Origin of the sequence: Natranaeroarchaeum aerophilus (assembly GCF_023638055.1) — an archaeon.
Lineage (GTDB): Archaea > Halobacteriota > Halobacteria > Halobacteriales > Natronoarchaeaceae > Natranaeroarchaeum > Natranaeroarchaeum aerophilum.
The window spans coordinates 77,612-103,156 of record NZ_JAKRVY010000004.1 but is presented as its reverse complement, the minus strand read 5'-3'; the positions used below and the strand labels follow the sequence as shown (position 1 = coordinate 103,156).

General features: G+C 61.1%; 26 protein-coding genes. 12 read left to right on the top strand and 14 right to left on the bottom strand.

What is annotated here, in order from left to right:
• Positions 1–644: 644 nt before the first annotated feature.
• Entirely contained in the window at positions 645–1,013 is a 369-nt protein-coding gene (locus tag AArcSt11_RS09085) for a HesB/IscA family protein (RefSeq protein ID WP_250596472.1), read from the top strand.
• Here the strand turns inward: AArcSt11_RS09085 and AArcSt11_RS09080 are convergent, their stop codons facing one another.
• From AArcSt11_RS09080 to AArcSt11_RS09065, 4 genes are all read right to left on the bottom strand, one after another.
• The gene (locus AArcSt11_RS09080; protein WP_250596471.1) at positions 1,014–1,214 is read right to left on the bottom strand and encodes a dodecin; all 201 of its coding nucleotides are present in this window, start codon (positions 1,212–1,214) and stop codon (positions 1,014–1,016) included.
• 110 nt (positions 1,215–1,324) lie between these two features.
• The gene (locus tag AArcSt11_RS09075) at positions 1,325–3,076 is read right to left on the bottom strand and encodes an ABC transporter substrate-binding protein (RefSeq protein WP_250596470.1); all 1,752 of its coding nucleotides are present in this window, start codon (positions 3,074–3,076) and stop codon (positions 1,325–1,327) included.
• Between the two features lie 91 nt (positions 3,077–3,167).
• The gene (locus tag AArcSt11_RS17210; protein WP_250596468.1) at positions 3,168–3,482 is read right to left on the bottom strand and encodes a DUF7116 family protein; all 315 of its coding nucleotides are present in this window, start codon (positions 3,480–3,482) and stop codon (positions 3,168–3,170) included.
• A gap of 78 nt (positions 3,483–3,560) precedes the next feature.
• Positions 3,561–3,800, bottom strand: a complete 240-nt coding sequence (locus tag AArcSt11_RS09065; RefSeq protein ID WP_250596467.1) for a DUF5816 domain-containing protein — start codon at positions 3,798–3,800, stop codon at positions 3,561–3,563.
• 93 nt (positions 3,801–3,893) lie between these two features.
• On the opposite strand from AArcSt11_RS09065, the gene AArcSt11_RS09060 reads away from it, so the two are divergent.
• On the top strand, positions 3,894–5,315 hold the full coding sequence (locus AArcSt11_RS09060) for a bifunctional metallophosphatase/5'-nucleotidase (RefSeq protein ID WP_250596466.1): 1,422 nt from the start codon (positions 3,894–3,896) through the stop codon (positions 5,313–5,315).
• Between the two features lie 36 nt (positions 5,316–5,351).
• Positions 5,352–5,759 (top strand): universal stress protein, encoded by a 408-nt coding sequence (locus AArcSt11_RS09055; protein ID WP_250596465.1) that lies wholly within the window; start codon positions 5,352–5,354, stop codon positions 5,757–5,759.
• A 17-nt stretch (positions 5,760–5,776) separates the two neighbouring features.
• Here AArcSt11_RS09055 and AArcSt11_RS09050 read toward each other — a convergent pair whose 3' ends face one another.
• Entirely contained in the window at positions 5,777–6,793 is a 1,017-nt protein-coding gene (locus AArcSt11_RS09050; RefSeq protein ID WP_250596464.1) for a mechanosensitive ion channel family protein, read from the bottom strand.
• A gap of 78 nt (positions 6,794–6,871) precedes the next feature.
• Here AArcSt11_RS09050 and AArcSt11_RS09045 point away from each other — a divergent pair, with 78 nt between their 5' ends.
• Positions 6,872–7,363 (top strand): DUF309 domain-containing protein, encoded by a 492-nt coding sequence (locus tag AArcSt11_RS09045; protein ID WP_250596463.1) that lies wholly within the window; start codon positions 6,872–6,874, stop codon positions 7,361–7,363.
• Between the two features lie 36 nt (positions 7,364–7,399).
• Here the strand turns inward: AArcSt11_RS09045 and AArcSt11_RS09040 are convergent, their stop codons facing one another.
• On the bottom strand, positions 7,400–8,044 hold the full coding sequence (locus AArcSt11_RS09040) for a helix-turn-helix domain-containing protein (RefSeq protein ID WP_250596461.1): 645 nt from the start codon (positions 8,042–8,044) through the stop codon (positions 7,400–7,402).
• Positions 8,045–8,206: 162 nt separating this feature from the next.
• Here AArcSt11_RS09040 and AArcSt11_RS09035 point away from each other — a divergent pair, with 162 nt between their 5' ends.
• From AArcSt11_RS09035 to AArcSt11_RS09015, 5 genes are all read left to right on the top strand, one after another.
• Complete coding sequence (locus AArcSt11_RS09035) at positions 8,207–8,584, top strand: winged helix-turn-helix domain-containing protein (protein WP_250596459.1); 378 nt, start codon at positions 8,207–8,209, stop codon at positions 8,582–8,584.
• Complete coding sequence (locus tag AArcSt11_RS09030) at positions 8,581–8,877, top strand: DUF7521 family protein (RefSeq protein WP_250596458.1); 297 nt, start codon at positions 8,581–8,583, stop codon at positions 8,875–8,877. The genes AArcSt11_RS09035 and AArcSt11_RS09030 overlap by 4 nt, the downstream gene beginning before the upstream one ends.
• Positions 8,878–8,990: 113 nt before the next feature.
• Positions 8,991–9,581: a hypothetical protein gene (locus tag AArcSt11_RS09025; RefSeq protein ID WP_250596457.1), complete on the top strand. Its 591-nt coding sequence runs from the start codon at positions 8,991–8,993 to the stop codon at positions 9,579–9,581.
• A 53-nt stretch (positions 9,582–9,634) separates the two neighbouring features.
• The gene (locus tag AArcSt11_RS09020) at positions 9,635–10,312 is read left to right on the top strand and encodes a 2,5-diamino-6-(ribosylamino)-4(3H)-pyrimidinone 5'-phosphate reductase (RefSeq protein WP_250596456.1); all 678 of its coding nucleotides are present in this window, start codon (positions 9,635–9,637) and stop codon (positions 10,310–10,312) included.
• Between the two features lie 67 nt (positions 10,313–10,379).
• A complete protein-coding gene (locus AArcSt11_RS09015; RefSeq protein WP_250596455.1) occupies positions 10,380–11,663 on the top strand; it encodes a TIGR00341 family protein in 1,284 nt (427 codons plus the stop codon).
• Here the strand turns inward: AArcSt11_RS09015 and AArcSt11_RS09010 are convergent.
• The 3 genes from AArcSt11_RS09010 to AArcSt11_RS09000 form a co-directional block, all read right to left on the bottom strand.
• Positions 11,637–13,883, bottom strand: a complete 2,247-nt coding sequence (locus tag AArcSt11_RS09010) for an amino acid permease (protein WP_250596454.1) — start codon at positions 13,881–13,883, stop codon at positions 11,637–11,639. The genes AArcSt11_RS09015 and AArcSt11_RS09010 overlap by 27 nt on opposite strands.
• A gap of 72 nt (positions 13,884–13,955) precedes the next feature.
• On the bottom strand, positions 13,956–14,243 hold the full coding sequence (locus AArcSt11_RS09005; RefSeq protein WP_250596453.1) for a DUF7545 family protein: 288 nt from the start codon (positions 14,241–14,243) through the stop codon (positions 13,956–13,958).
• Positions 14,244–14,406: 163 nt separating this feature from the next.
• A complete protein-coding gene (locus AArcSt11_RS09000) occupies positions 14,407–15,465 on the bottom strand; it encodes an NAD(P)/FAD-dependent oxidoreductase (protein ID WP_250596450.1) in 1,059 nt (352 codons plus the stop codon).
• A gap of 168 nt (positions 15,466–15,633) precedes the next feature.
• On the opposite strand from AArcSt11_RS09000, the gene AArcSt11_RS08995 reads away from it, so the two are divergent.
• From AArcSt11_RS08995 to AArcSt11_RS08985, 3 genes are all read left to right on the top strand, one after another.
• Complete coding sequence (locus tag AArcSt11_RS08995; RefSeq protein WP_250596448.1) at positions 15,634–15,918, top strand: DUF357 domain-containing protein; 285 nt, start codon at positions 15,634–15,636, stop codon at positions 15,916–15,918.
• Positions 15,919–16,013: 95 nt separating this feature from the next.
• Positions 16,014–17,465 (top strand): DHH family phosphoesterase, encoded by a 1,452-nt coding sequence (locus AArcSt11_RS08990; protein ID WP_250596446.1) that lies wholly within the window; start codon positions 16,014–16,016, stop codon positions 17,463–17,465.
• A 78-nt stretch (positions 17,466–17,543) separates the two neighbouring features.
• A complete protein-coding gene (locus AArcSt11_RS08985) occupies positions 17,544–19,259 on the top strand; it encodes a histidine kinase N-terminal 7TM domain-containing protein (protein ID WP_250596444.1) in 1,716 nt (571 codons plus the stop codon).
• Between the two features lie 3 nt (positions 19,260–19,262).
• Here AArcSt11_RS08985 and AArcSt11_RS08980 read toward each other — a convergent pair whose 3' ends face one another.
• From AArcSt11_RS08980 to AArcSt11_RS08960, 5 genes are all read right to left on the bottom strand, one after another.
• Positions 19,263–20,330, bottom strand: a complete 1,068-nt coding sequence (locus AArcSt11_RS08980; RefSeq protein WP_250596442.1) for a methionine synthase — start codon at positions 20,328–20,330, stop codon at positions 19,263–19,265.
• A complete protein-coding gene (locus tag AArcSt11_RS08975) occupies positions 20,327–21,322 on the bottom strand; it encodes a 5-methyltetrahydropteroyltriglutamate--homocysteine methyltransferase (protein WP_250596441.1) in 996 nt (331 codons plus the stop codon). The genes AArcSt11_RS08980 and AArcSt11_RS08975 overlap by 4 nt, the downstream gene beginning before the upstream one ends.
• Before the next feature lie 136 nt (positions 21,323–21,458).
• Positions 21,459–22,532, bottom strand: coding sequence for an ABC transporter ATP-binding protein (locus tag AArcSt11_RS08970; RefSeq protein WP_250596440.1), 1,074 nt, complete (start codon positions 22,530–22,532; stop codon positions 21,459–21,461).
• Positions 22,529–24,370 (bottom strand): ABC transporter permease, encoded by a 1,842-nt coding sequence (locus AArcSt11_RS08965; RefSeq protein WP_250596439.1) that lies wholly within the window; start codon positions 24,368–24,370, stop codon positions 22,529–22,531. The genes AArcSt11_RS08970 and AArcSt11_RS08965 overlap by 4 nt, the downstream gene beginning before the upstream one ends.
• 1 nt (position 24,371) lies before the next feature.
• Positions 24,372–25,502, bottom strand: a complete 1,131-nt coding sequence (locus tag AArcSt11_RS08960; protein ID WP_250596438.1) for a thiamine ABC transporter substrate-binding protein — start codon at positions 25,500–25,502, stop codon at positions 24,372–24,374.
• Positions 25,503–25,545 lie beyond the last annotated feature (43 nt).

The following is a 25,545-nucleotide window of genomic DNA, read 5'->3' as shown; positions in this document are numbered from 1 at the left end:
GTACTCTGAATTATCTCCGCGTAAGCTATTCTTACTAAAAGTTTGCTCTGTACTTGTAGTAGTAGTTATATCCTTCTGTGCATCAGTCTGCTCAGACTTTCGGTCCATGTAACGGTAAGAGCAGGTTACTTAAATAATTCTTATTGCTGTATAAAATATCTTCACTGTGAATAGTATCCAGAAACAATTTTTTATAGTTGTTTAGTTACCACATGATGAGTCACACTATATTTACGTGCTACTGTGGACGCAGCAAGACTCTGTACGAGCGCTGTGCCTGTCGTTAGGGTGATTCTACTACTTTTTTAAATGGTTGTGTGACATTCACAGAATCACGTCGGATGTCATTCATCACTGACGGGCAACTTGTCGAATACCTGACGATCAGGAGTGGCGCCCGTCTCGCGATGGGTATGCTACGGGCCACCGCAAGTACCGCTGACCGGGAGAACAACGAACAAATATCCAGTGATCTACTGCGTCACTTTCAGGGCGGGTGTTCGCGCACGGATCAGACAAAAATCGGCAATTCGTTCACGCCTCAGTAGTAGGTTGTCTGTGACGCCACCCACGAAAACGGCTTCGAGATACAGGCACCGGAAGTCGCCGTCAGTATTATCTGCGTACCCATCATATGATGTGTTATGAGTACCGAGACCGCACAGGGCAAGGACGGATCGGGGACCGTCAAGGTAACGCAAGCGGCTGCAGATGAGGCGCTATCGCTACTCGACAGCGAAGGCCTCGACGAGGGGGTCGCCGGACTGCGACTGTTCGTCCAGCAGGGCGGCTGCGCGGGACTCTCGTACGGAATGCGCTTCGACGATGCCCCGGAAGAAGACGATACGATAACCGAACACAACGGGCTACGCGTGTTCGTCGATCCGGCAAGCCAGAACTACATCGAAGGTAGCGTCGTCGATTACGAAAGCGGACTGCAGGCGGAGGGGTTCCACGTCGAGAACCCCAACGTCGTCAGCGAGTGTGGCTGTGGCGAGTCGTTCCGTACCTGATCAGTCCTCGAGTTCGAACGCGATCTCGACTTCTGCCTGATACTCGCGACCGTCTGCAGATGCTACTTCGACGCCGAGGTTCTCGACTTCCGCCCAGTGGATGTTCTCCAGTGTCGCTTCCGCCCTGTCGAGGGCGTCGTCGGTTGCGTCCTCAAAACTGTCCGAGCTCGTGCCGATCATCGTGATTTTCTTGAATACCATTGTATCAACCCTCGTCGTTTCCTTTTACGCGATATCACTTAAACTTCGCCTACGCAGCGACGATCAGGAATCTGTCCGGGAACACTGATCGATACTGGCCTGACTCAGTCTTAAACGACCAGATTGCCGTCGTCGTCGAAGCGGAATCCAGCATCCCTGAACGTGTCCCGCGCAGCCTCCGGATCCACGGCTCCGTCTTTACCCGGAAACAGTCCGAGACTGCTCTGACCAGTCCACGTGAACTCGTCCGTAACGAACTCCGTACGCTTCAGCGGGGTGTCCGATGGCTGTCCATAGCCCTCGAGAACGGTTTCAGCAATATAGTTCCGATCGACAAGACGGGCAACTGTTTGTCTGAAACGGTGATTCCCCATTGGATGGCGTCGAGTGTTGAAGCCGAGAACAAAGAACTCCTGTCCCTCTCCTACGAGTACTTCGGTATTGTCATAGTTGTTCTGGACGCTCTCGACGTCGCCCGGGGGGATCGAAGTTGCGGTAATATCCCGGTTACCGCTGTCGATATCGCTGAGTACAACACCGACGTTCACCCCCACCTCGAACTCGATTTCGTCGAATGTGGTGTCGCCACGTAACGATTCGAGTCGTTCGTGTGGATCCTCAAGATCTAGCAGAAAGTGATCCTCGTTACGCGAAAGGATCAGATCACTGTCCTCGGTCGAGTCCTCGTAGATGAATGGGCCGCTACCGATCGGCTCTTCATTGGATGTTTCGATCGCCGTCGTTAGATGGTCTGCAGACCGTTCTGTCCGATCTTCCCACTCGTGCTGTGGAAGTATCGGGACGGTAAGCGCACGCCGGGCGGTTTCGATACTCGTATCGGGGAACTCCAGGGTGATTTCTCTGTTCGAGAGTGTATCGACGCTGTCGACCAGCGAACTACGGCCACGGAACTGGGGGGCAGGGATCGCATAGTCGGAGTCGCCCATGGTAGTATCCCGTAGCATGTCGTATGTGAACCCGATATCAGCCGTCGTCAACGCGGTTTCGTCGTGCCACCGAAGTGCAGGTCGTATCCGAACTGTCGCCGTGACGGTGTTTTCGGCCTCCGTCCATGTGACATCCTCGGCTAGCCACGGTACCAGTTCGCCATCGATCCACTCGAACAGCGGATCGTAAATACAATCGAGAATTGCGCTGTCGGGTCCGGTTTCAGGGACGAGAGGATTCAGGTTTTCGGTCACAGTCGGCCGAAAGAGGCTCACCAATAGACGATCCCGTTCAGGATTCGCAGCCTCGAGTCGTAGATAGTCGTTCCGCGTAGTGAGTCCCCCAGGGAGAGTATCAGTGACCAGATCTGTACGTACGGCTGTTAGTTTGGAGGGGTACGCGATTACGGACAGGGGGTGGAGATCAAATAGTTCCTTCTGGAGTTCTGTCACCGTCTGCATGCGCTGTTCGCCGGACTCGCTCCGTTGACGATCCAGTAGGTCGTCAAGCGACGGAATGGTTACTCCGTAGGGGTTTTGCCAACCCTTTTCCTCGCTATATCGTGTATGGAGCAGTGTCCGAAGTTCGTCCGGATCGGTGATTGCGGGATGGCGGCCGACAAAAATGTCGTAGTCGTTGTCCAGCAGTAGTGCTCGAAGCGCCTGCTCGTCCTCGCGTGGGTCAATTGTCGCATTGATCCCCGCCTCGGAGAGGTTATCTACGAGCTGACGCGCGATGCGGGAACTAGCAGTATCGTCGTCAGCAGGGAGCGTCGTGACATTGACCGAGAGTTGGGTTGGACCTGTGCTTCCCACTTCACGGAAGAAGTCAAGACAGCCTGCACTCGCTCCCAGTGCTGTCGCTCCCAGGCCAGCTAGTACCTGACGACGATAGCTGACAGATCCGGGGACCATTAGTAACAGGTAGCGTAGTCAACGACTTACCGTTTTCTCATTGGAACGACCTGTTCGTCCGGTGTCGAGACCCTGTCAGCAAAAAATGGATTCAGGCTGCTTCAGCACATGGCGGGGCTCGTACGACCTCGTAGTCATCGTCTTCAACTGTAATGATCGCCCAGTCGTACTCGGGGTTTGCCTGCCGAATTCGCTGGCGAAGGTCGCGGACACTGTGTTGATATGTAACGAAACATCGAAGTGATCCCGACGCGGGTGGTGATTTCGGTTCGGGCATGGGCGTAACCTCAACGACTTTCCAGCCCCGTTCAGCCGTTAATTCGTCGCCGTGGTCAGAGATCGTGTACCCGAGTTCTGCGAAGATGGACCTCGCCTCTTGGGCAAGTGGGTTGCTAACGGTTCCCATTCGCCTATCAGTACCACACCCGGCATAATAAAGCTACTGGCGACACCTCGGAACTGAGAACGATCGGTACGAGGACTGTTACTCGTGGGCGGCGTCCCACTCGGTCGGTTTCCGGAAGTTGCCACAGCGGTTGCACTGGATACGACCCATCGCGTCCATGGCGTTGTCGACCGATTCACAGTTGCTACAGAACCAGCCGTACTTTTGCTCGCGAGCGGCTGTTCCGTACGCGACGTAGAACGGCCCGTCCGATCCTCGGTCGCCCTCGTCCTCGGCAATGAAGAGTGTCTCACCGTCCTCCGTCGTATGCGTTCTCATACGTATTCCCTCGGTGGAGAGCCTGAAATGTGATTCGACACTGGCCGAGGCCGTCCGCGGGGTATATACGCACTCGGGGACTCGGCTACCGGTATGTCCGTGCGGCTGCTTCACTACTCTGATCTCGAAAACGCCTACGACGACCCCGAACGAGTCGGTCGACTCGCAGGGTTGATAGACTCGCTTCGTGACGACACAACGCTCGTTGCGGGAACTGGCGACAACACCGGTCCCGGCGTCCTGGCGCTGACCGAGGACGGGGAGCAATCGCTCGATTTCTTCGAGGCCGTCGAGCCGGCCGCAGACATCCCCGGGAACCACGACTTCGATCACGGATACGACGCGCTCAGAGGGCTTGTAGAATCCTCGCCACAGATCTGGCTGGGTGCAAACATCGAACTCGACGGCGAACGGTTTGGCTCGGACGTCGGTATGCGCCCCTGGACCGTCATTGAACGTGCGGGCCATCGGATTGGCGTGATCGGTGTCACGACGCCGACGACGCCTTCAATTACGCCACCTGCCGCAGATCTCACAGTTACCGATCCAGTCTCCGCGGTGGCGAACGCGACCGCGACGCTTCGCGAGCGCGGCGTCGACATGATCGTCGTTCTCGCACATCTGGCAGACGACGAGCAGATCGCACTCCAGTGTGACGTCGACGTCATCCTCGGCGGGCACGTCCACGCGGAGCGGATCCGGCGGCTCGACGACACCCTCCTGACGCGCCCCAGAGCGGGCGGAAACACGCTGTACGAAATCGTCCTCGAAGACGACGGTACGGCGTCGGTCAACCGGCACACGGTCGACGATGCACCGGTTGCCAGACAGGTAACGGAGGCACTACGAGTGCGCAAGCGCCGTGCGGGACTCCAGACGGTTGTCGCCACGGTCGAACGACCGATCGAGCGAACGGAAGCAACGACCCACCGTGGTGAGAGCCGAATCGGGAACTTCGTCGCCGATGCGTATCGCTGGTACACTGACGCGGATATTGCCCTCCAGAACGCCGGGGGGATCCGTGGTGGAGAACCCCTTGCTGGAGGCGTCACTGTCGCAGATCTGATCGGCATCGTTCCGTTCGAAGAACCGATCGTGACGGCCGAGTTGACGGGGGCGGAGATCGTCAACCTCTGTCGGGAAGCCAGTGGACAGCGAATCGACATCGGGGAACCGGACTGGTGGCACGCACACCTTTCGGGGGCCGAGGTCGTCTGGGACCGCACGGACGAGTCGCTCGTGGACGTCCATGTCGGGGGAGAGCCTGTAGATTCGACGGGGGAGTATACGCTCGCCACCTCCGCGTACCTGCCGGTAACCGACCACGAGTTCCCCACGCTTTCGGAAGGCCACGTCGTGAGCGAGGGACCGATCCAGTACGACGTGCTCGTCGAGTACGCCCGGGATGTGGGGATCGATCCGTCGATCGACGGGCGAATACGCTGGAGCGACGACCGTAGCGAATCGTCAGATGCGGATTCGTCAGATACGGATATACCTGCAGCCGACAAGTGAGAACGTTTACCCTCGTCGCCCCAATCAGTACAGATGATGAGTCACGTGGTCGTTCCGGTCCGGTACCCGCTCAGCAGCCACTCCAAGGAGACGCTGGCACAGGCGATCGAGCTCGCCGACGATCGTGACGGCGATCTTTCAGTTCTCCACGTTGACCTCTATCAGGACAGTCGAGATATCTCCCGGGCTGAACTCAAACGGTCCGTCGAAGCGGAGTTCGGGACCCTACAGAACGCTCGATACATCGTTCGCAAGGGCTTTCTTGTCGAAGAGACCATCCTGGAGGAGATTGCGAACGAGGACGCCGATGTCGTCGTCATCGGCCACAAACAGGAAGGTCGGTGGCGCCGCATGATCCGAAAGCTTGTTTCCGATCCCGATATTGAGAGCTATCTCCGCCAGCGGCTGGAATGTGAACTCGTCGTCGTTCACGCGCCGGAGTAGCAGATCGCTCAGACCAGCTATTGAGCCCCATCATTTTCGACCGAAGGTTCGCCAGGGGCGATCTCACTGCCCTCTGTCACTGCTGGCGAGTGGTCCCCCTGTGAGACAGCAACCTGTGCCTCCCCGCTCGTCTCGTCGAAGACGAGATGCGTATGCGGGTATGCGATCTCGACGTCGGCATCATCGAGGTCGTTCCAGATATTCGTTTTTACTTCGGACTCGATCGCCTGGAGCTTGTACGGCTCTTCGACCCAGTATCTGAGCATCAACAGGACGCCGTTGTCCGCGTACTCCTCGATGAAACAGGTCGGGGCTGCCGGAAACCGGGTCTTGCCGATTCGGATGTCCGGACCGCCGCTGATGACATCCTCGACACGTCGAGCGCTCCGCTCGGCCAGCGTCCGTGCGGCTTCAACATCACTTTCGTACGTGACCAGCAGTTCCAGGGACCGTCTGGTTCGCTCGTCCTCTGCGGAGTAGTTGATCACGTCCCGGTCCCGGATCGTCGAGTTTGGGATGACGATAAAGGTGTTGTCGAGCGTGAACATCTTCGTATAGCGGAGTGTGATATCGTCGACAAAGCCTTTCTGTCCCTCATCGACGAGTTCGATCATATCGCCGATCTCGAATGGCTGGTCCGCGAGCACGAACAGCCCGCTGATAACCGAAGCGACGATCGGCGCGAGGATCACACCGAGTACTGCACCGAATACGGCACCGGAAAGCAGGACATCACCGGTATCTAGCTGCAGGATCCTCGCCGCGATAAAGACGAAGACGACGATAACGCCGGCACGGATTCCGCCCAGTACGGTCTGTGTGATGCTGGGTCGCTGGAACTGTCTGGCAATCGCACGACCGACGGAGCGAACGACGAGCTTTGAGACGTACCAGCCGAGGACCAACACGAGGATTGCACCGACGACCTCCCAGACGCGTGCCGGAACATTCTCGATCGTAGGGTCGACTGCCCGCGATGCTGTTGAGAGTCCGGGCTCGGTTCCGACAGATTGGAGAAGAACTGCAGAGAGCATACTGTAAGCATTCTGCCGGAGCCGATAAACGTTGTGTCCGGGCGACAGACGGAGGTAGCTGGCGGTCGAAGTCCGGCTATGGACGAGCACACGCGGGATCCCTCAGTCGCGCCACCGGACGGTGACCCGACGGGATGGGTCGCTGATACAGCTCACACGGGCGGACACTGGGAACACGCAACGCTCCGGCGGGCAACCGTCCACGGAGTCCGATTGTACAACAGCGGGGAGTTTCACGAATCCCACGACTGCTTCGAAGACGAGTGGTATAACTACGGCAACGGAACCACCGAAAGTGCCTTCGCACATGGAATGGTTCAGGTCGCAGCGGGAGCCTACAAGCACTTCGACTTCAAGGACGACGACGGGATGCGCTCGCTGTTCGAGACGGCCCTGCAGTATCTTCACGGTGTCCCGAACGACTACTACGGCGTCGACGTGCTGGATGTCAGGACGACTCTGACGAACGCACTCAATGATCCCGGGGCGCTGCACGGCTGGCGGATTCGGCTCGACGGCGAGACGCCCACGGCTCGTCAGGAGGATTGTGCGTTCGCCGCCGACCGATGAATCGGTTGAAACCGTTATTTGCGGGGTGAGAGGTGCCTATCGGGTCGGCGATTCGAGGACGGCGTTGAGCAGTTTCGACTGGGCCGCAGAGAGATGCTCGGAAAACGTCGACCGGGCGATGTCGAGGTCGTCAGCAACCTCGCCTGCGTTCGCTCCTTTGGGATAGTCGAAGTAGCCAAGATCGTGGGCCCGTTCTAGAACCTCCCGCTGTTTGTCGGTGAGCTGTCCGCGGTCGACCGGTACGATATCCTCGCCTTCTGTCGGATCGAACTTCGAGAGCGTCTGGAGCCGGACACCGTCGTAGCGGTCACGGAGCCGCTCGATGACGGTTCGGACGTTAGCGACGTCCTCCGCACGGAAGGTGATAAAGAGCGAGCCATCATTCGCGCGGACATCCGCCACGGGTGGGCCTGCAGTCTCGACGAGGTCGCAGGCACATGCGTTCTCGCGTTCGCGGTCGAACCGGTACACCGACCGGGTGCCGTCTGACGTGATCTCGTTGGCGTCGATGTCGCCGTTGGCTGTCGCAGAGACGACGAACTCCTCGCCGACGGTTCCGTCTATATCCGCGCTGGCTCTGTCGACACGGTCGATCCGTGTACCTGTCGTCGAGGACGCACCAGCAACGGGACAGTCTTCTGGGGACGATACTTCGACCTGTGCTCGAACACCACCACTCATACACGACCGTTGGTGTGTAACCGCCATATACTGGGTGCGTCATTTTCAGTCACTGAGAATCGCTCGACTACGGTACGATATTCTCGATATCACAGTGGCTGAACTGATTCAGGAGACGAACAACAGTCGATTTATATGAATGTATCGCTCATGTACGGTAGAATGGTACGGGATCCGTTCGCGGAGGAAGAGAAACCCGATGTGCAGGCCCTTCTCGAAGCTCTGGAGGATTCCGACTGTCGGACAATCATCCGGAAACTCGACGAGCCCATGACGGCGGGTGAACTCTCCGAACGCTGTGAGATCCCACAGTCGACGATCTATCGAAAGCTCGACACCCTGTCCAGTGCGACGTTGCTCGAAGAGCTGACGGAGGTTCGGAGCGACGGACACCATACGACGCGGTACGAGGTCGCGTTCGAGGACGTACGGATCGCCCTCACAGACGATCGGGAGTTCGAGTACGAGGTCTCCCGCCCTGCGCGAACACCGGACGAACGACTGGCGGATATGTGGTCGGAGGTCAGCAAAGAACTATGAGCCCACACGAAACAGCTGGAGCGGAGGTAACGACAGCGCTGGCGATCGTAAAGACACTCATACTGATCCTCGGAACGATCATCACGTACTACGCGTTTAAAGCGTATCGACGTACCCAGAGCACGGCGCTAGGTGCCCTTGCGCTTGGATTCGGTGCGATTACATTGGGGTCGTTCCTTGCCGGTGTAGCGACCGATATCCTCGGCGTCCCACTGGCAGCCGGCATCCTCATCGAAAGCCTGCTGGTGCTGGTCGGCTTTGCGATCATCGCGTACTCGCTGTACGCACGGTGATCTCACTGCAGGTCGGCTCTGTGCTCGTGCCGCCTGTGTGAACAGAATTCATTGGAGTCCAACTATTTATATTGAATAGAGTATAACACTGCAACAACAGTTCAAGGATCACAATGTCTCTCCGGCACGGTACCCAACACGGTATTTTTGGCCTCGTTTCTGTTTTGCTCGCGGTTAAACTGCTCGTGAAAAAAGGGCTCTTTCTCGTCGACGATATCCTGACACACGGCGCGATGAAGGCACCGATGGAACTCGCACTCGTCGAACTCCCGGTATCGCTATTTGGAACGGTCGGTGGCGTAATCGTCCGAAGTATCGGCCTCGGCGTCCCCGCAGAAGCCGCGGGACTCGTTGTGGTCTACCCACTGCTGGTCGCCCTACTGGTCTTCGTGTTCGAAGGGCCTTCCCCCCGTACTGTGGGGAGCTACTGGCTCGGCGCGACGGTGATCACGTCGACGGCTGTCCTGATGAGTCTGGGGTATCTTCCGGATTCGGGTGATATCGGCTCCGGGCTCACGTATCACCTTATCAATCACACGCTCGCCGAACTGCTTCGGGGTCTCGTGCTCGAACTTGGCGGCCTGCTTAACGCGGCCGGACACATGGCTGGCCTCGATGTCGATCCGCTCGTGGGCCTCGTCCTCGCGGTCGCGGTCGTCGCAGTCGGCTACGGACTTCTCTGGGAGACACACGTCGGGCACTGATTCGATAGCTTCCAACCGAAACACGTTTTCTCAGTGCCGTCGAACCTGAACTCATGCACGTCGTCGTCAATGCCGCCATGAGCGCGGATGGAAAGCTCTCCTCGCGGCGACGGGAACAGATCAAAATCAGTGGGTCCGAGGACTTCGAGCGGGTCGACCGACTGCGTGCCGACAGCGACGCCGTCATGGTCGGCGTCGGTACGGTACTGGCGGATGATCCGAGCCTCACCGTCGACGAGACGGAGCTGTTGCCCCAAAGCGACGATGGCACCCCTCGCCAACCAGCGCGAGTCGTCGCTGATTCACGCGCACGCACGCCACCGGACGCCCGGATCGTCGACGACGCCGCGACGACGTACCTGCTCGTGAGCGGCGCCGCACCTGTCGAGCGGATCAAAGCGCTGTCGGCCACGGATGCAGAGATCGTCACCGCAGGCGAGACACGGACCGACCTCGACGCCGCGCTGGATGTGCTCGAAGCGGCAGGTATCGAACAACTGATGGTCGAGGGAGGGGGCGAACTGATCCACTCGCTGTTCGCGGCCGATCTCGTCGACGAACTGACGGTCTTCGTGGGACCGACAGTGATCGGCGGTCGAGACGCACCGACGCTGGCCGATGGCGAGGGGTTTATTGACGAGTTCCCCGCGCTCCAGCTCGACGGCGTCGAGCGGATGGACGGCGGCGTCCTGCTCCGATGGAGCGTTCCCGTGAGTGAACCGAACAGTTAACGGTATCCGGACGAATCGTTTCCGGAAACGGTGTCTATTACGTGAGTCGAAACCGAGGTGACCGCAAGTGCGCCTGATCCAGACCCTCGTCCCGGAGGGAAAACGCGATGTCGTTATCGGCGTTCTGAACGACGCCGAGATCGACTACGCGATGACCAGGGAGACGTCCGAGCAGGGGTACAGCGACGTCCTCTACATCCCGACCGACTCGGACGACGTGGAGGGGATACTTGATCAGCTCCGCGACGTCGGGGTCGAGCGTGAGGGGTACATGGTAGTCAGCGACGTCGAGACGATCGTCTCCGAGCGGTTCGAGGAGCAAAGCGAGAGCGACGAGCTCACGGACGACGAACGGATCTCTCGGGAGGAGCTATCGACGAAAGCCCACAACCTCTCGCGGTCGACGACGAACTACATCGTCTTTACGATCGTCAGTGCGATCGTCGCTACCGCGGGATTGCTCGAAGACAGCGCCGCGGTCGTCGTCGGATCGATGGTGATCGCGCCCCTGATCGGTCCGGCGATGGCCTCGTGTGTGGGGACGGTGATCAACGACGACGACCTCTTCTGGGAAGGGATCCGCTCGCAGGCGCTCGGGATCGGCGTGGCAGTCCTCAGTGCGACGCTGTTTGCGCTTTCCTATCGCCTGTTGCTCGCGCCCGAAGTCGATCTGCTCTTGATCCAGCAGGTCGCGGAACGGGTCCATCCCGGCCTGCTGGCGCTTGCGGTCGCACTCGGCGCTGGCGTCGCAGGCGCGCTCTCACTGACATCGGGGGCCGACGAAGCGCTGGTCGGTGTCATGATCGCCGTGGCGTTGATGCCACCGGCCGCGAGCGTCGGCCTCGGGATCGCATACGCCGATCCGGTGATCGCGGGCGGCGCGGGGATCCTCGTGCTGGTCAACCTGCTGTCGATCAACGCGGCCGGTATCGTGACGATCTGGGCCAAGCGGTATCGGCCGACACACTGGTTCGACGAGCGGCGGGCGAGACGGGCGACCCTGGAGCGGTTCGCGGCCTTCGTCGTCGTCATTCTGCTTTTGACCTCGTTTCTGGCGACGAGTTCGTTCGACGCGCGGGACAACATGACGTTCGAGCAAACGGTCGAGAACGAGATCGAGGCGACGGTTGACGGGAACGTACTGGATATCGAGTTCGACTACCGGGCGGACCTGTTGACACAGTCCCAGACCGGCGTCACGGTGTACGTCGATACCCAGCAACGCGGGATGGCCGAGGAGATACGTGATCGGATCGAGGCCGAGACGGGCGAGCAACTGGCCGTGACGGTCGTCTACGAGGATGTCGAACACAGCGCGGAGTCGTCACCGCCCGATCAGTCTGTCGAGTAGCGACCGATCCTGTTTCGTCTCGGCGAGCAGGACCGAACTGTCGACGCGCTCGACGACGTCGTAGATCAGCGATCGGCGGACGAGCCGCGAGAGCAGCCCCCGTTCGGACGCCCCGATCAGGAGCAGCGTGTGTTCGTCCGCCGCCGCCCCGATGGCTGCCTCGAGATCCGGCGAGACGACGACTTCGAGCCTGGCGTCGTCGAGGTCCATCCGCTCGGCCCAGTCTTCGAGGAATCGCTCGCCCCCGCCGCGGGCGCTTTCCCCGCCGACGACGTGCAAGAGCGTGATCTCGCTGTCGAAGGTCTCCGCAAAACGGGTCGCAACGGTCGCACAGAGGTCGTCGTTTGGCGTTCCCGCGGTCGGGATCACGATCCGCGCGGGATCGAAGTCGCGGTCGCGGAGCACGAAGACGTCACACGGCAGGTTGTGCGCGAGTTCGTCGAGACTGCTTTCCGTGCGGCCGCCAACCGCCGGCTCGCGGCCCCACCAGCCCATCACGACGGCGTCGACGTTCCAGCGGCGCGCCGCATCGAACACTTCTTCGAGCGCCTGATGCGAGTAGACGACGCGCGATTCGACCTCGACGTCGAATCCGGCGGCCGTTTCGCGGGCCGTCTCGACCAGATCGTCGGTGATCGGCTCCGGATCGGCCATCCGCAGGTATTCGGGGGCGCGATCGAGCGGGAGCTGATCGGGCACCTCGATGACGTGTGTCGCGACGACCGTCCCGTTGCGCTCGGCCGCGATCCCGGCTGCGACTGTAGTCAACTGCTCTGCGGTGTTCGGGTTCGAGAGCGGCACCATCACGCGGTACTCCGCCTGCTCGGGACGGGCTGCCCGCGCCGCGGCCACGGCAGGATCAGGAAGCTCCGCCGCCCGGCCGAGCAGGTACTCGCTCAGGATTCCCTCCCTGTCGACGTGGCGGCGGCCGTAGAGAGCATACCACAGACCAGCCCCGAACACGACGAGTGCGGCGAACAGCTGTACCATTCCGGGGAGTGCGAGAAAGAGCGCACCGGTCAGCGCGAGCGCCGCGGCCGGAACAAGGGGGTACAGCGGGACAGTGAAGGGCGGTTCGTACTCGTCGGGGTCGGTGAGCCGGAGCACGAACAACGAGACGGTCGTCAGTCCGTAGACGACGAGGTGGAGCCCGACGGCGATCAGCGCGAGCGTAACGAGGTCGCCGACCAGCACGGCGACGATGACCAGCAGTCCGGTGACCTGCAGGGACCGGTACGGCGTCGCAAACCGTCTATGAAGGTTATTGAGCCAGTCGACGACAAGCCGGTCACGTCCCATCGTGAAGCTGATGCGGACAGTCGAGAGGATCGAGAGGTTGGCGCTGGTTGCGGTCGCGACCAGCCCCGTGACCGCAACGACGAGGACCCCGGTCGTCCCGAGGAGCCCGTCCGCGGCGGTGATCATCGCGGGGTCAGTCGTCGCCGGCTCGACTGGCAACACACCAGAGACGACCGACGCGATACCGACATACAGCACCGTCACGAAGACCACGCTTCCGATCACGGCACGGGGGAGCGTCCGCTCGGGCGAGCGAAGCTCCGCGCCCACCGTGGCGACTTTCGCGTAGCCAAGATAGGAGACGAAGATCAGCGCGGTCGCGCCGAACAGCTCGCCGCCCTGGCCGGGCGTCGTCGGCGTCTCGCCCGGTGGCTGTGCACCCGAGCTGAACAGCCCCACGAGGACGAACAGCGTGAGCACGCCGACCAGCCCGCCGACCACGGCCGTCTGGACGCCACCCAGCTCGCGCGCGCCGAGGTAGTGCAACAGGACGACCACGCCAGCCGCGAGCATCGCGCCGAACTGCTCGGGCGAAAGCGTGACGACCAGCAACCCGACCTCCGGGAGTGCCACGAGATAGCCGAAGTAGGTTCCGAAGCCGAGCACGTAGAAGGCCGACGCGGCGACGAGGCCGATCCAGTCACTGATGCCCGCGACTGTACCGGCGAGTGGACCAAGCGTCCGATCGATCCAGTAGTACGCGCCGCCCGAAGCCGGGATCCCCGAGCCGAGTTCGCTCACGACCAGCGCGTTCAACAGCGCTATCGCGCCGCCGAGCGCGAACACGAGGACGAGCTGGCCGCCGGCCGCCTCCGCGGCGACCGACGGCAACACGAAGATCCCGGCACCGATCATCGTCCCGACACCGATCGTCAGCGCGCCGAGCAAACCGACATCCGCTCCGAAGGCGTCCTCTGGCATCGAGTACTCTCGTGTAAGTTGCCTCGTTTTCGGTATAAAAGAATGCGGATACGTGCCGATCGGGTCGGCCCGTCAGTGGTCGTGCCCAGTCAGCTCGGCGAACGTCGCGCCGAAGCGCGCCTCGAAGAGCTCCATCGTCTGCTCCTCGATGGCCTGAATCTCGTCGTCCGGTTCGCCCTGTGCGTGGTGGACCGCGCCGTGGATCCGCTGTGCCAGGCTGATCATCGCCATATCGGAGACGACTGTCGCCGCCGGCTCCTCGCCCTCCGAGAGGAGATCGAGCAGCGCTGCGGGGACCTCGAACTCGTCGACCGATTCGTCGTCTGCCTCGACCGTCACAGTGACCGTTTCGTTTGCCATGCAATCTGCTTGTCGCGTGGACGTATAAGCCCGGCTTTGTCGTGCGTGGACGCGTATACTTCGAGAACTGTAGTGTAATGCTTCGAGAACAATAGTAATACGCTTCGAAGAATGAAGTATAGGGAGAGAGGGTTTAAAATTGGGTTATATGTCGTTACGGCAGTCAGTCGTCCGCGACGGCTTCCGCAGGCGCGTGCTCGGTGGCGTGCTCCTCGAGATACTCGTCGGCGTCGATGGCTGCCTTACAGCCCATCCCGCCCGCCGTGATCGCCTGCTGGTAGTGGTAGTCGACGACGTCGCCCGCACCGAAGATGCCGGGGACGTCCGTTGCCGTCTGGCCGCCGTCGAAGCCGCCAGCAGTACTGATATACCCCTCCTCGTCGGTGACGACGTCCGTGTCGGCGAGGTACTCGGTGTTCGGCGTGTGGCCGATGGCATAAAAGACCGCGCCGATCTCCTGTTCGTACTCCTCGGTGTCCGGATCGTCGAGCTTGTCGGTGGGATGGCCCTCCGGGTGCGTGACCATCGTCACCGACTCGACGCCGTCCTCGGGCGTTCCGTGCAGCTCGGTGACCTCTGTGTTGCGGACGATCTCGATGTCGCCCGTGTCGGCTTTCTCCTGAACGCGATCGATCCAGTAGTCCTCCGCGCGGAACTCCTCGCGTCGGTGGACGATGTAGACCGTATCGGCGAACTTCGTCAGGAAGTTGGCTTCCTCCATCGCGGCGTCGCCGCCCCCGACGACGATCATGTCCTCGTCGCGGAAGAAGGCACCATCACAGGTCGCACAGGTCGAGAGTCCATAGCCCATTAGCTCGTCCTCGCCGGGAATCCCGAGCGTTCGGGCGCTCGCACCGCTGGCAGCGATCACGGCATCGGCGGTGTAGACGTCGCCGTTACGCATCTCGACGCGGAACGGGCGCTCTGAGTCGTCGACCGACTCGACGATGCCGTTTTTCGTCTCCGCGCCGAACTTCCGGGCCTGCTCTTTCATGCGGTTGATCAGGTCCGGGCCGCTGATCCCCTCGGGGAACCCGGGGTAGTTCGCTACATCCGTAGTGAGAGTGAGCTGGCCGCCGGGTTCGTCGCCCTCGATCACGAGCGGATCGTTGTTCGATCGCCCGGCATAGATCGCGGCCGTCAGGCCCGCGATCCCGGTTCCAGCGATGAGTAATTTTCTGTGTTCGACGAACTCGTCCTCGGCGCTCGGCTGATCACTCATGAATACGAATACGCGTCCGAATCGGTATTTAGTTTGCGCTGTCGGGGAGTGGTTCCGCACGTTCGTCGCTATTCACATACATAGCGGTACGTAGCTCCACGCGACGGCACAGCCACCAGACCGAAGTGCTCCGACAGAGTTACACCGCGTTCGGCCGATCACTCGACCATGCCCGCCGATCTCGCCGAAAAGACGGACCGCTACGAGGGACTGCTCGCGGAGGCACTCGAGGCTGCAGAGGTTTCGCCGCCCGCCGAGACGCCGATGGGCGACGCTGCTGCGGAGTGTCTGGAGATGGCCGAATCGTATCTGGAGGACGGCCGGCACTTTCGGGCGGATGACGACCTCGTGAACGCCCTTGCGGCCTTCTCGTACGGTCATGCGTGGCTGGACGCTGGCGCGAGAGTGGGACTGTTCGACGTGCCGACCGATGGGCACCTGTTCACGGTTTGAGACCGCTACCGTCCGTCAGGTAGCGATCAGCCTGCCGATAGCTGCTTGCTACCTTCGGGATGCTTAAGTATCGTCCCGCGCAACGCTTTGCTCACATGAGCGCCGGGGTCACGATATCGTCGATGGCGGACTACGCTATTCTGGGCTGTGGGAGTGTCGGTCACGTCGTCGCGGAGGAACTGGTCGAACAGGACAAGGACGTCCTGATTATCGACCGGGATGAGGGACGCGTCGAGGCACTGCGCGATCAGGATCTGAACGCCCAGACCGCAGATATTCGCGATGTCGATGTTACGGATACCATCGCGGATCGCGAGGTAGTGATGATCCTGTCCTCCGACGTCGAGGCGAACAAGGCGGCAGTCGAGAACATCCGCGGTCAGAACGGCGATCAGTTCACCATCGCCCGGGCAAGCGATCCCGTCTCGGCCGACGAACTGGACGAGCTGGGAGCCGACGTGGTGATCAACCCGTCTGCGGTGATCGCCGACTTTGCGCTTCGTTCGCTCGAATCTGGCGAGCTGGAGTACAAGGCACGCCAGCTAGCCGAAGTTATCTCGGAGACCAATGATCGGATGGCGGTTCTCACCCACGATAATCCCGATCCGGACTCCATCGCCAGCGCCACGGCGCTGCAGGCGGTCGCCGAACATCACGGTGTCGACGCCGACATCTTCTATCTCGGGGACATCGGTCATCAGGAGAACCGTGCATTCGTTAATCTGCTCGGGATCGAGCTCAACGACTGGCACGAGCGCGACCACGACGTCGAGTACGATACGATCGCGCTGGTCGATCACGCCCGGGCAGCCGAATCCGAGACCTCGTGGGATCCGGATATCATCATCGATCATACGGAGTCCGACGCCGAGTACGAACCGACGTTTGCCGACATCCGGCCGAACATGTCCTCGACCTCGACGATCCTGACGAAGTACATCCAGGAGTTCGACATGAACGTCGGTGAGGCGGTCGCGACAGCGTTGCTGTACGGCATCCGCGCCGAGACGCTCGATTTCAAACGGGATACGAACCCTGCGGACCTCACTGCGGCGGCGTATCTGTACCCCTTTGCCAACCACGATACGCTCGAACAGGTCGAGTCGCCGTCGATGTCGCCCGAGACGCTGGACGTCCTCGCGGAGGCCATCACGAACAGGGAGGTACAGGGGAGCCATCTCGTCTCGAACGCCGGGTTTATTCGGGATCGTGAGGCGCTCGCACAGGCAGCCCAGCATCTCCTCAATCTGGAGGGGATCACGACAACCGGCGTCTTCGGGCTGGCCGACGACAAAATCTACCTCGCGGCACGCTCGAAGGATATCCGGATGAACATCGGGAAAGTGCTCCAGGACGCCTATGGCGAGATCGGGGAGGCCGCTGGCCACTCGACGCAGGCCAGTGCGGAGATCCCACTGGGTATCTTCACCGGAATCGAGACCAACGAGGATAATCGAGACACGCTGCTCCAGTTGACCGAGGAAGCGGTAAAGACCAAGCTGTTCGACGCGATGGGCGTCGAGAGCGGTGACGGAAACGGTAACTGAGCACCGTATCTGCCGGAAGCACTTTATAAACATCCCCGAGTATTCTACGAAGGATCGAAATTCATCGATCAATCTCTCGTGAGCCTCTCACAGACAACACTGACAGTGACGTTGATTCCGGCCATCGGTATCTGTCTGGCCATGGCCATCTACGGCTGGCGAAAGCGGCCGGTTCCGGGGGCGTCCTCGTTCAGTGCATTCATGTTCGGTGGTGGACTCTGGGCAGTCGCAGTCCTCGGTATTCGGACGACTCCGGGCCCGACAACTGAACTGTTCTGGTCCCTGTTCCAGTATTTCGGTATCGTGTTGCTCCCTCCGGCGTGGCTCGTGTTTGCACTGGATTACACCTCACGAGACCGGTGGATCACGCCCTCGACGATCGCCATCCTCTCGGTGTTGCCAGTCGGGACGCTGGTCGCTCTCTGGACGAACGATCTCCACCGGCTGTTTTACGATCCAACGACCACCGAGACTGTCGCATCGGCCTCGATTGCAGGCATGCCGTACGGGCCACTGTTCTACGCAATGGTCACGTGGGCGTATCTGTTCATTCTGGTCGGCTCCGCGATGCTCGTCCATCTCCTGATTACGGCTCCGAAGCGCTACCGGGTCCGTATTGTGGCCGTTCTGGTTGCAATCGCCGCTCCACTGGTCTCCAACCTCCTCTATCTGGTCGGCGTGCTCTCGCTGCCGGTCGATCCCGCTCCGTACGCGTTTGCCGTCTCCGGGCTGGTGTTTGGCTGGGCGCTGTTCGGTCACGAACTGTTCGATGTCCCACCGGTCGCACCGAAGGTCGCCCATACGATCGTCTTCGATCAGACCGACAACGGCGTGCTGATTCTCGATGCTGGTGGGTACGTGGTTGACCACAACGATGCGGCGACGGAGTTGCTGGACCTGCCGAGTGATCCCGACGGCAAGCGCCTCGAGGACGTTATTCCGTCGTTCGCAGAGCAGCTATCGAAGCGAGATGGTGAGACGGTGACTGACGAACTGTCGCTATCGACGGAGCCGCGTCGCTATCTCAAAGTGACATCGACGCCGATCCGTCGCCGCTCGGACCGGAAGATCGGGACGTTGCTCACTATGGACGACATCACGGACCAGCGCCTTCGCGAGCAGCGACTCGACGTCCTCCAGCGCGTGCTTCGGCACAATGTGCGACAGGAGACGAACAAGATACTCGGCTACACGGAGTTCCTCGAAGACGAGGTCGATGGGGACGAAAAGAGTGAGCACGCCGATGCGATCAACCGTGCGGCACACAGCCTGATCGAATGGAGTACGAAGGCCCGGTCGATCGATCGTACGCTCGGTCCGGACGCCGACGAGAAGCGGGTGTTCGAAGTCGAGTCGACGATCGATGCGATCCTTGAAGACGCAACACGGACTCATCCCGGGGCAGAGATCGACGCCGACGTTCCCACCAGCGAAACTATCCGCTGTCATACCTCGATCGAGAAGGCGCTGTACGAGATCATCGACAACGCTATCAGACACAACGACAGCGACGAGCCGTCCGTCACAGTGAGTGCCGAGGTCGAGGACGAGTGGGTGACGATCAGCATCTCTGACGACGGGTCAGGACTTCCAGCAATGGAGCGCGACGTCCTCGATCGCGGTCGAGAGACGCCGCTCGAACACGGGAGCGGTCTGGGGCTCTGGCTCGTCAACTGGTCAGTAACAGCCTCGGGCGGCTCGGTCTCGATAGATACGGACGAGGGAACGACCGTTCGGATCAGAGTTCCGCGGGCAAACGTGGGCGCAGAAACGGCCGAGAGCAAAATCGCGTGAGGCTCAGTCGTCGGCCGGCGTCGGGGCGTCTATCTCAATCTCGCCCGCATCGAGTTCGGCTTCGACTTCACGAGCCGCCAAGACCATGTTCTCCATCTTGCCGTAGGCGACCTCTCGCGGAAGGAGTTTGACCCCACAGTCCGGGCTGACGACGAGTCGCTCCGGCGGGACGACCTCCAGGCCCTTTTTGATATTCTCCTTGATCTCCTCGACGCTCTCTACTTCCGCGACGTGAACGTCGGTGACGCCCAGCGCGAGGTCCTTCGTGAACTCGGGGTCTTTGAACACGTCGAGCTGTTCGTAGTCGCCGTTGGCGAGTTCGAGATCGAACTCGTCGACGGGGAACTCGAGGATGTCGGGGTAGATCCGGAAGTAGTCGCCGTAACAGACGTGCAGGCCGATTCGGACGTCCTCGGGAATGTCGGCGACGATGCGTTCGAGACAGTCGCCGACGATCTGGTGGTCATCGGGCGTCGTCGCGAGCGCGGGCTCGTCGATCTGGATGTACCGGGCACCGGCGTCGACGAGCTTTTCGATCTCCTCGTTGACGAGTTCGGCGAGGTCGTAGGCGAGTGCTTCCTCGTCCTCGTAGGCCTCGTTGAACGACCACGAGGCGAGGGTGTAGGGGCCGGTGATCGGCACCTTGACGGGCCTGTCGGTGACGCTGGCAGTGAATTTGTACTCGTCGACCAGCCAGGACTCGTCGTACTCGACCTCGCTGGCGACGCTTGGCTTGTCGAAGGTGTTGTGTCCCCAGACCTTCACAGGGCCGTTGAACTCGTACCCCTCGATCCGGTCGGCGAAGAACTCGACCATCTCGTTGCGCCGCATCTCGCCGTCGACGACGGTGTCGAGTCCGGCGCGTTCGTGTTCGTTCGTGATCAGGCGCGCGGCGTCGTCTTCGGCCTCCTGCAGGTCCTCCTCGTCGACTGGACCGTCGTCTTGCTCGTAGAGGTCATTCATCCGGTTGAGCCACTTGGGCTTCGGGTAGCTCCCGACGACGGATGTCATGATGAAGTGATCGTTCGGGTGGTCCTCCGGTTTGAACTGGTCTCTGTTCTCGTTTGTCATGCTTCCACCTCCGTGGTTGCGGCGGCCGCAAGCGCTTCGAGTTTGGCCTCGAACTTGTTCACGGGCAAATAGAACAGCTCCGTGTTCGTCGTGAGATACGCTTTCTCGAATTCGGCACTTGGCGTCTGGTCGTCGACCCACTGGACGCGCTCGCGGATCGTCTCGGGCTCCTCGACGAGCGTGTTCTGGCCGTCGACGAGACCGAGTGCGATCTCGTCTTTCGTGCCGTACTCGTTGATGTTGTAGAGGTTCTCCTCTTTGTTGGCGACGAAGTCGTAGCCCACGGCGTCGATGTCGGCATCGAGCAGGTGTGCGTGGACCTTCTCCTCCAGGGCACCCCAGTAGGTGTTGACGACGACATCGGCGTCGATGGCGTTCGCGACAGCGTCGATCGCTTCGCTGGCGCGCTCGTCCTCACCCTCGTCGGGCGCGTTCTCGGTCAGCGACGGTTCGAGCAGGAACAGCGTCTCGACGTCCGGGAAGGCGTCGGCCTCACCTGCGAGGAACTCCGCGATAGCGCCGAGGAATTCTGCGTCGTCGCCGTAGTGGTCGTCGGTGGCGAGATCCGCGAGCGAGTACGGACCCGGCAGGACGGCCTGCAGCGGCGCGTCGGTCAGCTCGGCGGTCGCCTCCAGTTCGGCGGCGATGTCGCCATCGAAGTTCAACTCGCCCTGAACGACCGGATCGCGATAGAAGTTGTTGTTGTCGTAGTAGCGGACGATCCCCTGCGTGTCGACGTTGTCGTGGACTGCCAGGGGGTGTGCAAGCATATCGTCCCAGCGAAGCTGTCCCTCGACGATCCGGTCGAGTCCGGCCGACTCCTGGACGTCGACGACTTCGGCGCGGGCGCGCTCGTACACGTCGACGATCTCTTCGCCCTCATCACCGCTGATGAGGTCGTGTTTCTGGTGGCCTTTCAGGTCGCCGAGTTCGTCCTTTGCCCAGTCAGGGAGCGGATACAGACCGGGGGACGTGGCTACGAGTTCTGTCATCGTTCGATAGAACGTAATGACGGGCTTTAATATTTCCTCTTTCGATATATTCGTCAAGGTAATGTTCTCCGGAGAGTCACGGGGGGGCAGCGACGGTGATTGTCACCAGACCATACGCTTCCGTTGATGCGTGAGATTACTCTGTGCGCAGCGATACTACGGCCTCCGAATCTGGGTCTGTCGTGACGACGTGGATATCCTCCGGCTCGAACCCGATGACGATCTGCTCGTCCGGGGGCGCACGGTCGGTCAGTGCAACCAGCTCTTGATCGCCCCAGCGGAGGTGAAGACGAACAGAGCCGCCGAGATACTCGCTGGCAACGATGTTCGCTGTGAGCTGGTTCGTTCCACTGCCCAGACGGAGCGCCTCCGGCCGAACGCAGACAAGCGCGCTGTCGGCGTCGATCCGGGGGAGCTCGATCGGGGTTCCCGCAAAATCGAGCACGGATCGGTCCTCGGGAGCCGAAGCCTGCGAGACCGCTCCCGCAAAGACGTTGTTATCGCCGATGAATTCCGCAACGAACGGTGTCTCCGGTCGACGATACACGTCTCTGGGCGATCCGACCTGTTCGATCCGGCCGCCGTTCATCACCGCCAGTCGATCGCTGATCGCCAGCGCCTCGTTCTGATCGTGGGTGACGTACAGCGTCGTCACTCCAAGATCGGACTGGATCGTCTGGAGCTGGCGGCGGAGGCTCTTTCGCAAGCGCGCGTCCAGTGCGCTCATCGGCTCGTCCAGCAAGAGTAGATCCGGTCCGGGTGCCAGTGCCCGAGCGAGGGCGATCCGCTGGCGCTGTCCACCCGAGAGTTCGTCCGGTTCACGCTCCTCGAACCCGTCGAGATCCACCAGCGAGAGGAGTTCGCTGACGCGCTCGTCGCGGGAGACGCCCCCCGGTGGGTCACGAAACCGAAGCCCGTAGGCGACGTTTTCCGCCACGGTCATGTGGGGAAAGAGCGCGTAGTTCTGAAACACGACGCCGATATCGCGATCCTCCGGCGGAACATCGGCAACCGACTGGCCGCCGATCCGAACCTCGCCAGCGTCCGACGACTCGAACCCGGCAACGGTCCGCAGGGTCGTCGTCTTTCCACAGCCCGAGGGGCCGACGAGGGTAAAAAACTCCCCGTCACGGACGCGCAGGGAGACCCCATCGAGTGCGCGTGTCTTCCCATAGGATTTCGTGATATCAGTGAGTTCGAGCTCACTCACAGTCGATCACCCCGCCCGGAGCCGACGCGATCGATAATCACGAAACTGGCGCTCGTCACCGCCAGGAGGATAGTCCCCATCGCCGTTGCCGGCCCGAGCGTCCGATCCCCGAGGTATCGTTCGACTGCGACCGGCATCGTGTAATAGTCACCGCCTTCGGCCAGGATCACCGTCGAGTTAAATTCGCCGATACTAATCGCGAACGCGAAGGCCGCTCCGGCGACGATACCCGCAGTCGCCAGCGGGAGCTCGATATCCACCATCGCTCGGACCCGCGACGCCCCGAGCGCTCTGGCAGACTCGACGAGAGACCGATCGACGCGACCGACTGCCGGGGCGACGTTGCGGACGACGAACGGGTAAGTCGCCGCTGCGTGGGCCGCGATGATGGCGAGCGCACCGGTCACCTGTATCCGAAATCCGCCGGGCAGTGGGATCCCGAACACGAGTCCGCGGAGCAGTCCGATCCCGAGGACGATGCCGCTGACTGCCAGTGGCGCCGTCGCAAGCGCATCGAGTAGAATCCCGCCCCGGTCGCCGCGGACGCGTCGAACTGCAATAACGATCCCTGTTGGCAGCGCGAGCGCCAGCGTTGCCCCTGCAAACAGCAGAGAGTTACGGACAGCTGGCCACGGTCTGATCTGGAACGCCTGCCCACCGACCTGACGATCGAGCAGAAACGCGTAGTGGCTCGTGGTGAATCCGTTCGGCCCGGTCAGGCTCTCTACGACCATACTCGCCATCGGACCGACGAACAGGACGAGGACGAAGACGCTGTACGCGCCAATGGCAAGACGGCTTGGCCGGAGCATAGCTCGCAGCGAGGGCAACAGCGGCCGTCGGTCCAGCGGCGTTGGTGCCGATCCTGTACCGTAGCGGCTGGCCTCGAACCGGAGGTACAGAAGCAAGACGCCGATCGAAATGATGGTTTCGACGACGGCCAGCGCCGCGGCCGCGGTCAGATCGAGCTGTCGGATGCGACTGAAGATCCACACTTCGATCGTCGCCATCTCGAGGCCGCCGAGGGCCAGAACGATCGGAAACGTCCGAAAGGTGAACACGAACGTCAACACTGCACCCGCAAGCACCGCCGGGGCCAGTTGCGGTGCGATCACGTCCAGAAACGCCCGGGGCGGACTCGCCCCCAGACTCCGGGCAGTTTCGACCGTTCGTGCGTCGACGCTCTCCCAGGCGGCGGTCACAAGGCGGGCGACCAGTGGGGCGTTGTAGAAGGCGTGCGCGAGAACGATCACCTCCAGCGTGAACAGCAGCTCGACGGGTCCGAGGCCGACCAGCCCGAGAAGCTGGTTGAACGGCCCGTCCCTGCTGAACATAGCGAAGAACCCGATCGCGACCATGATTCCCGGGAGGACGAACGGGAGGATGGTCAGCGAGCGAAGGAGTCGTCGCCCCCGGAACTCGTACCGGGACAGTATATACGCACCGGGAAGGCCGATCGCCACACTGGCGATCGTCGAGAGCACGGCCTGATACGCAGTAAACCCAATGAGCCCCAGCGACGGTCGGGGGAAGCCAGCCGCGATCCATCCCGCGAGCGAGGATAGATGCTCTCCGACCGCTGTCGGCCTGGCGAACAAATCGGCGAGGACGCCAACGTAGAACGGATCAGTCAACACCGAGCGTAACGGGCCAAGCGATGGTGTCCCGTCGGGAACGACCGCCTCCAGAAAGACGATTCCAGTGGGGAAATAGAACACAACGAGGAGGACGGCTCCAGCAGCGACGGCCGAGAGCGGGAGTATCCGACGGATTACCCAGCGAGACAGGTGCTGAGACGTGGTGATCCACGCCGGTGGATCCGCCCTCGGTGAGGGCATGTTATCCCGCGATCTCGCGGGCCCAGTCCTCGACCCAGCCGTCGAGGTTCCCCTGAAGCTCCTCGTAATCGAAGAAGACGGTTTCGGGCGGCTCCTGTGCGAACTCCGTATACTCGTCGTCGAGATCGGCGTTGTCGGTCGCCGGGAACTGCACGTTCAATTTGGCGATCTGTCCCTGTGCCTCGGGTGATAGCAGGAAGTCGAAGAATTCGTGTGCCAGCGTGTTCGTTCCCTCGTCAGCACCGGCAAACACGGCCATCGCCTCCGGGTTGGCGTAGCCCTGATCCTCGAGGAAGCCGAGCTGGTGACGGGACATATCGTTCCCGTCGCGGTTTGCAAACACCTGATCGGTCGAGTACGAGACGACCATCGGGCGTTCCTCCTCGAGATAGGCGCTGTACGTGTCCCACCAGGAGCCGAGAATTTGAACGTCGTTTTCCTGAAGATCACGCCAGTACTCCAGATAACCGTCCTCGCCGAACTCGTGGATCGTCCACAGCAAGAACGCCTGCCCCGGATCGCTCTGCTGGGCGTTCTGTGCGAGCAAGGTGCCCCCGAACTCGTCCTGAGTCAACTGCTCGAACGTCTCGGGGGTCGAGAGCTCGTTCTCGTCGTATACCATGCTGATGTAGCCCGTGTCGAAGGGTAGCACTCGGTCGTGCGGGTCAAATTCGAGGTCGGGCCGGACGTGCTCCGCGTTGTCGACGGCGTCCCGGTCGAGCTCCTGAAATAACGAGTCATCCAGCTGATCGTCCGCGCGGATCAGATCATCGACGTTGAGGCCGAGGTAGATATCCGCGTCGAACGCGACGTCCTCGTCGAACCGCTGGATGTAGTGGTTCAGTCCGCTTTCGGGGGTCTTCCACTCTATCGTGACGTTCTCGTGTTGACTCTCGAACTCCGATTTGACCCATTCGCCGGGGGCTGTGCTCGGTGCATCCAGGAACGAATCGTAGGTCGCAACGGTGAGAGTCCGTTCAGCCGAGCCGTTCTCCGATCCAGCGTCATCGGTATCGTCCGAGCTATCGTCTACAGTCGGTTCACTATCATCGCCATCATCGCGCGAGATGCAGCCAGCCAGTCCAGCACCGGCAGTACCACCGATCGCAGCGATAAATCGTCGTCTATCCATTACCCGGTTTTTTCACCTGGTGGTAATAAGAGGCTTGATCTGA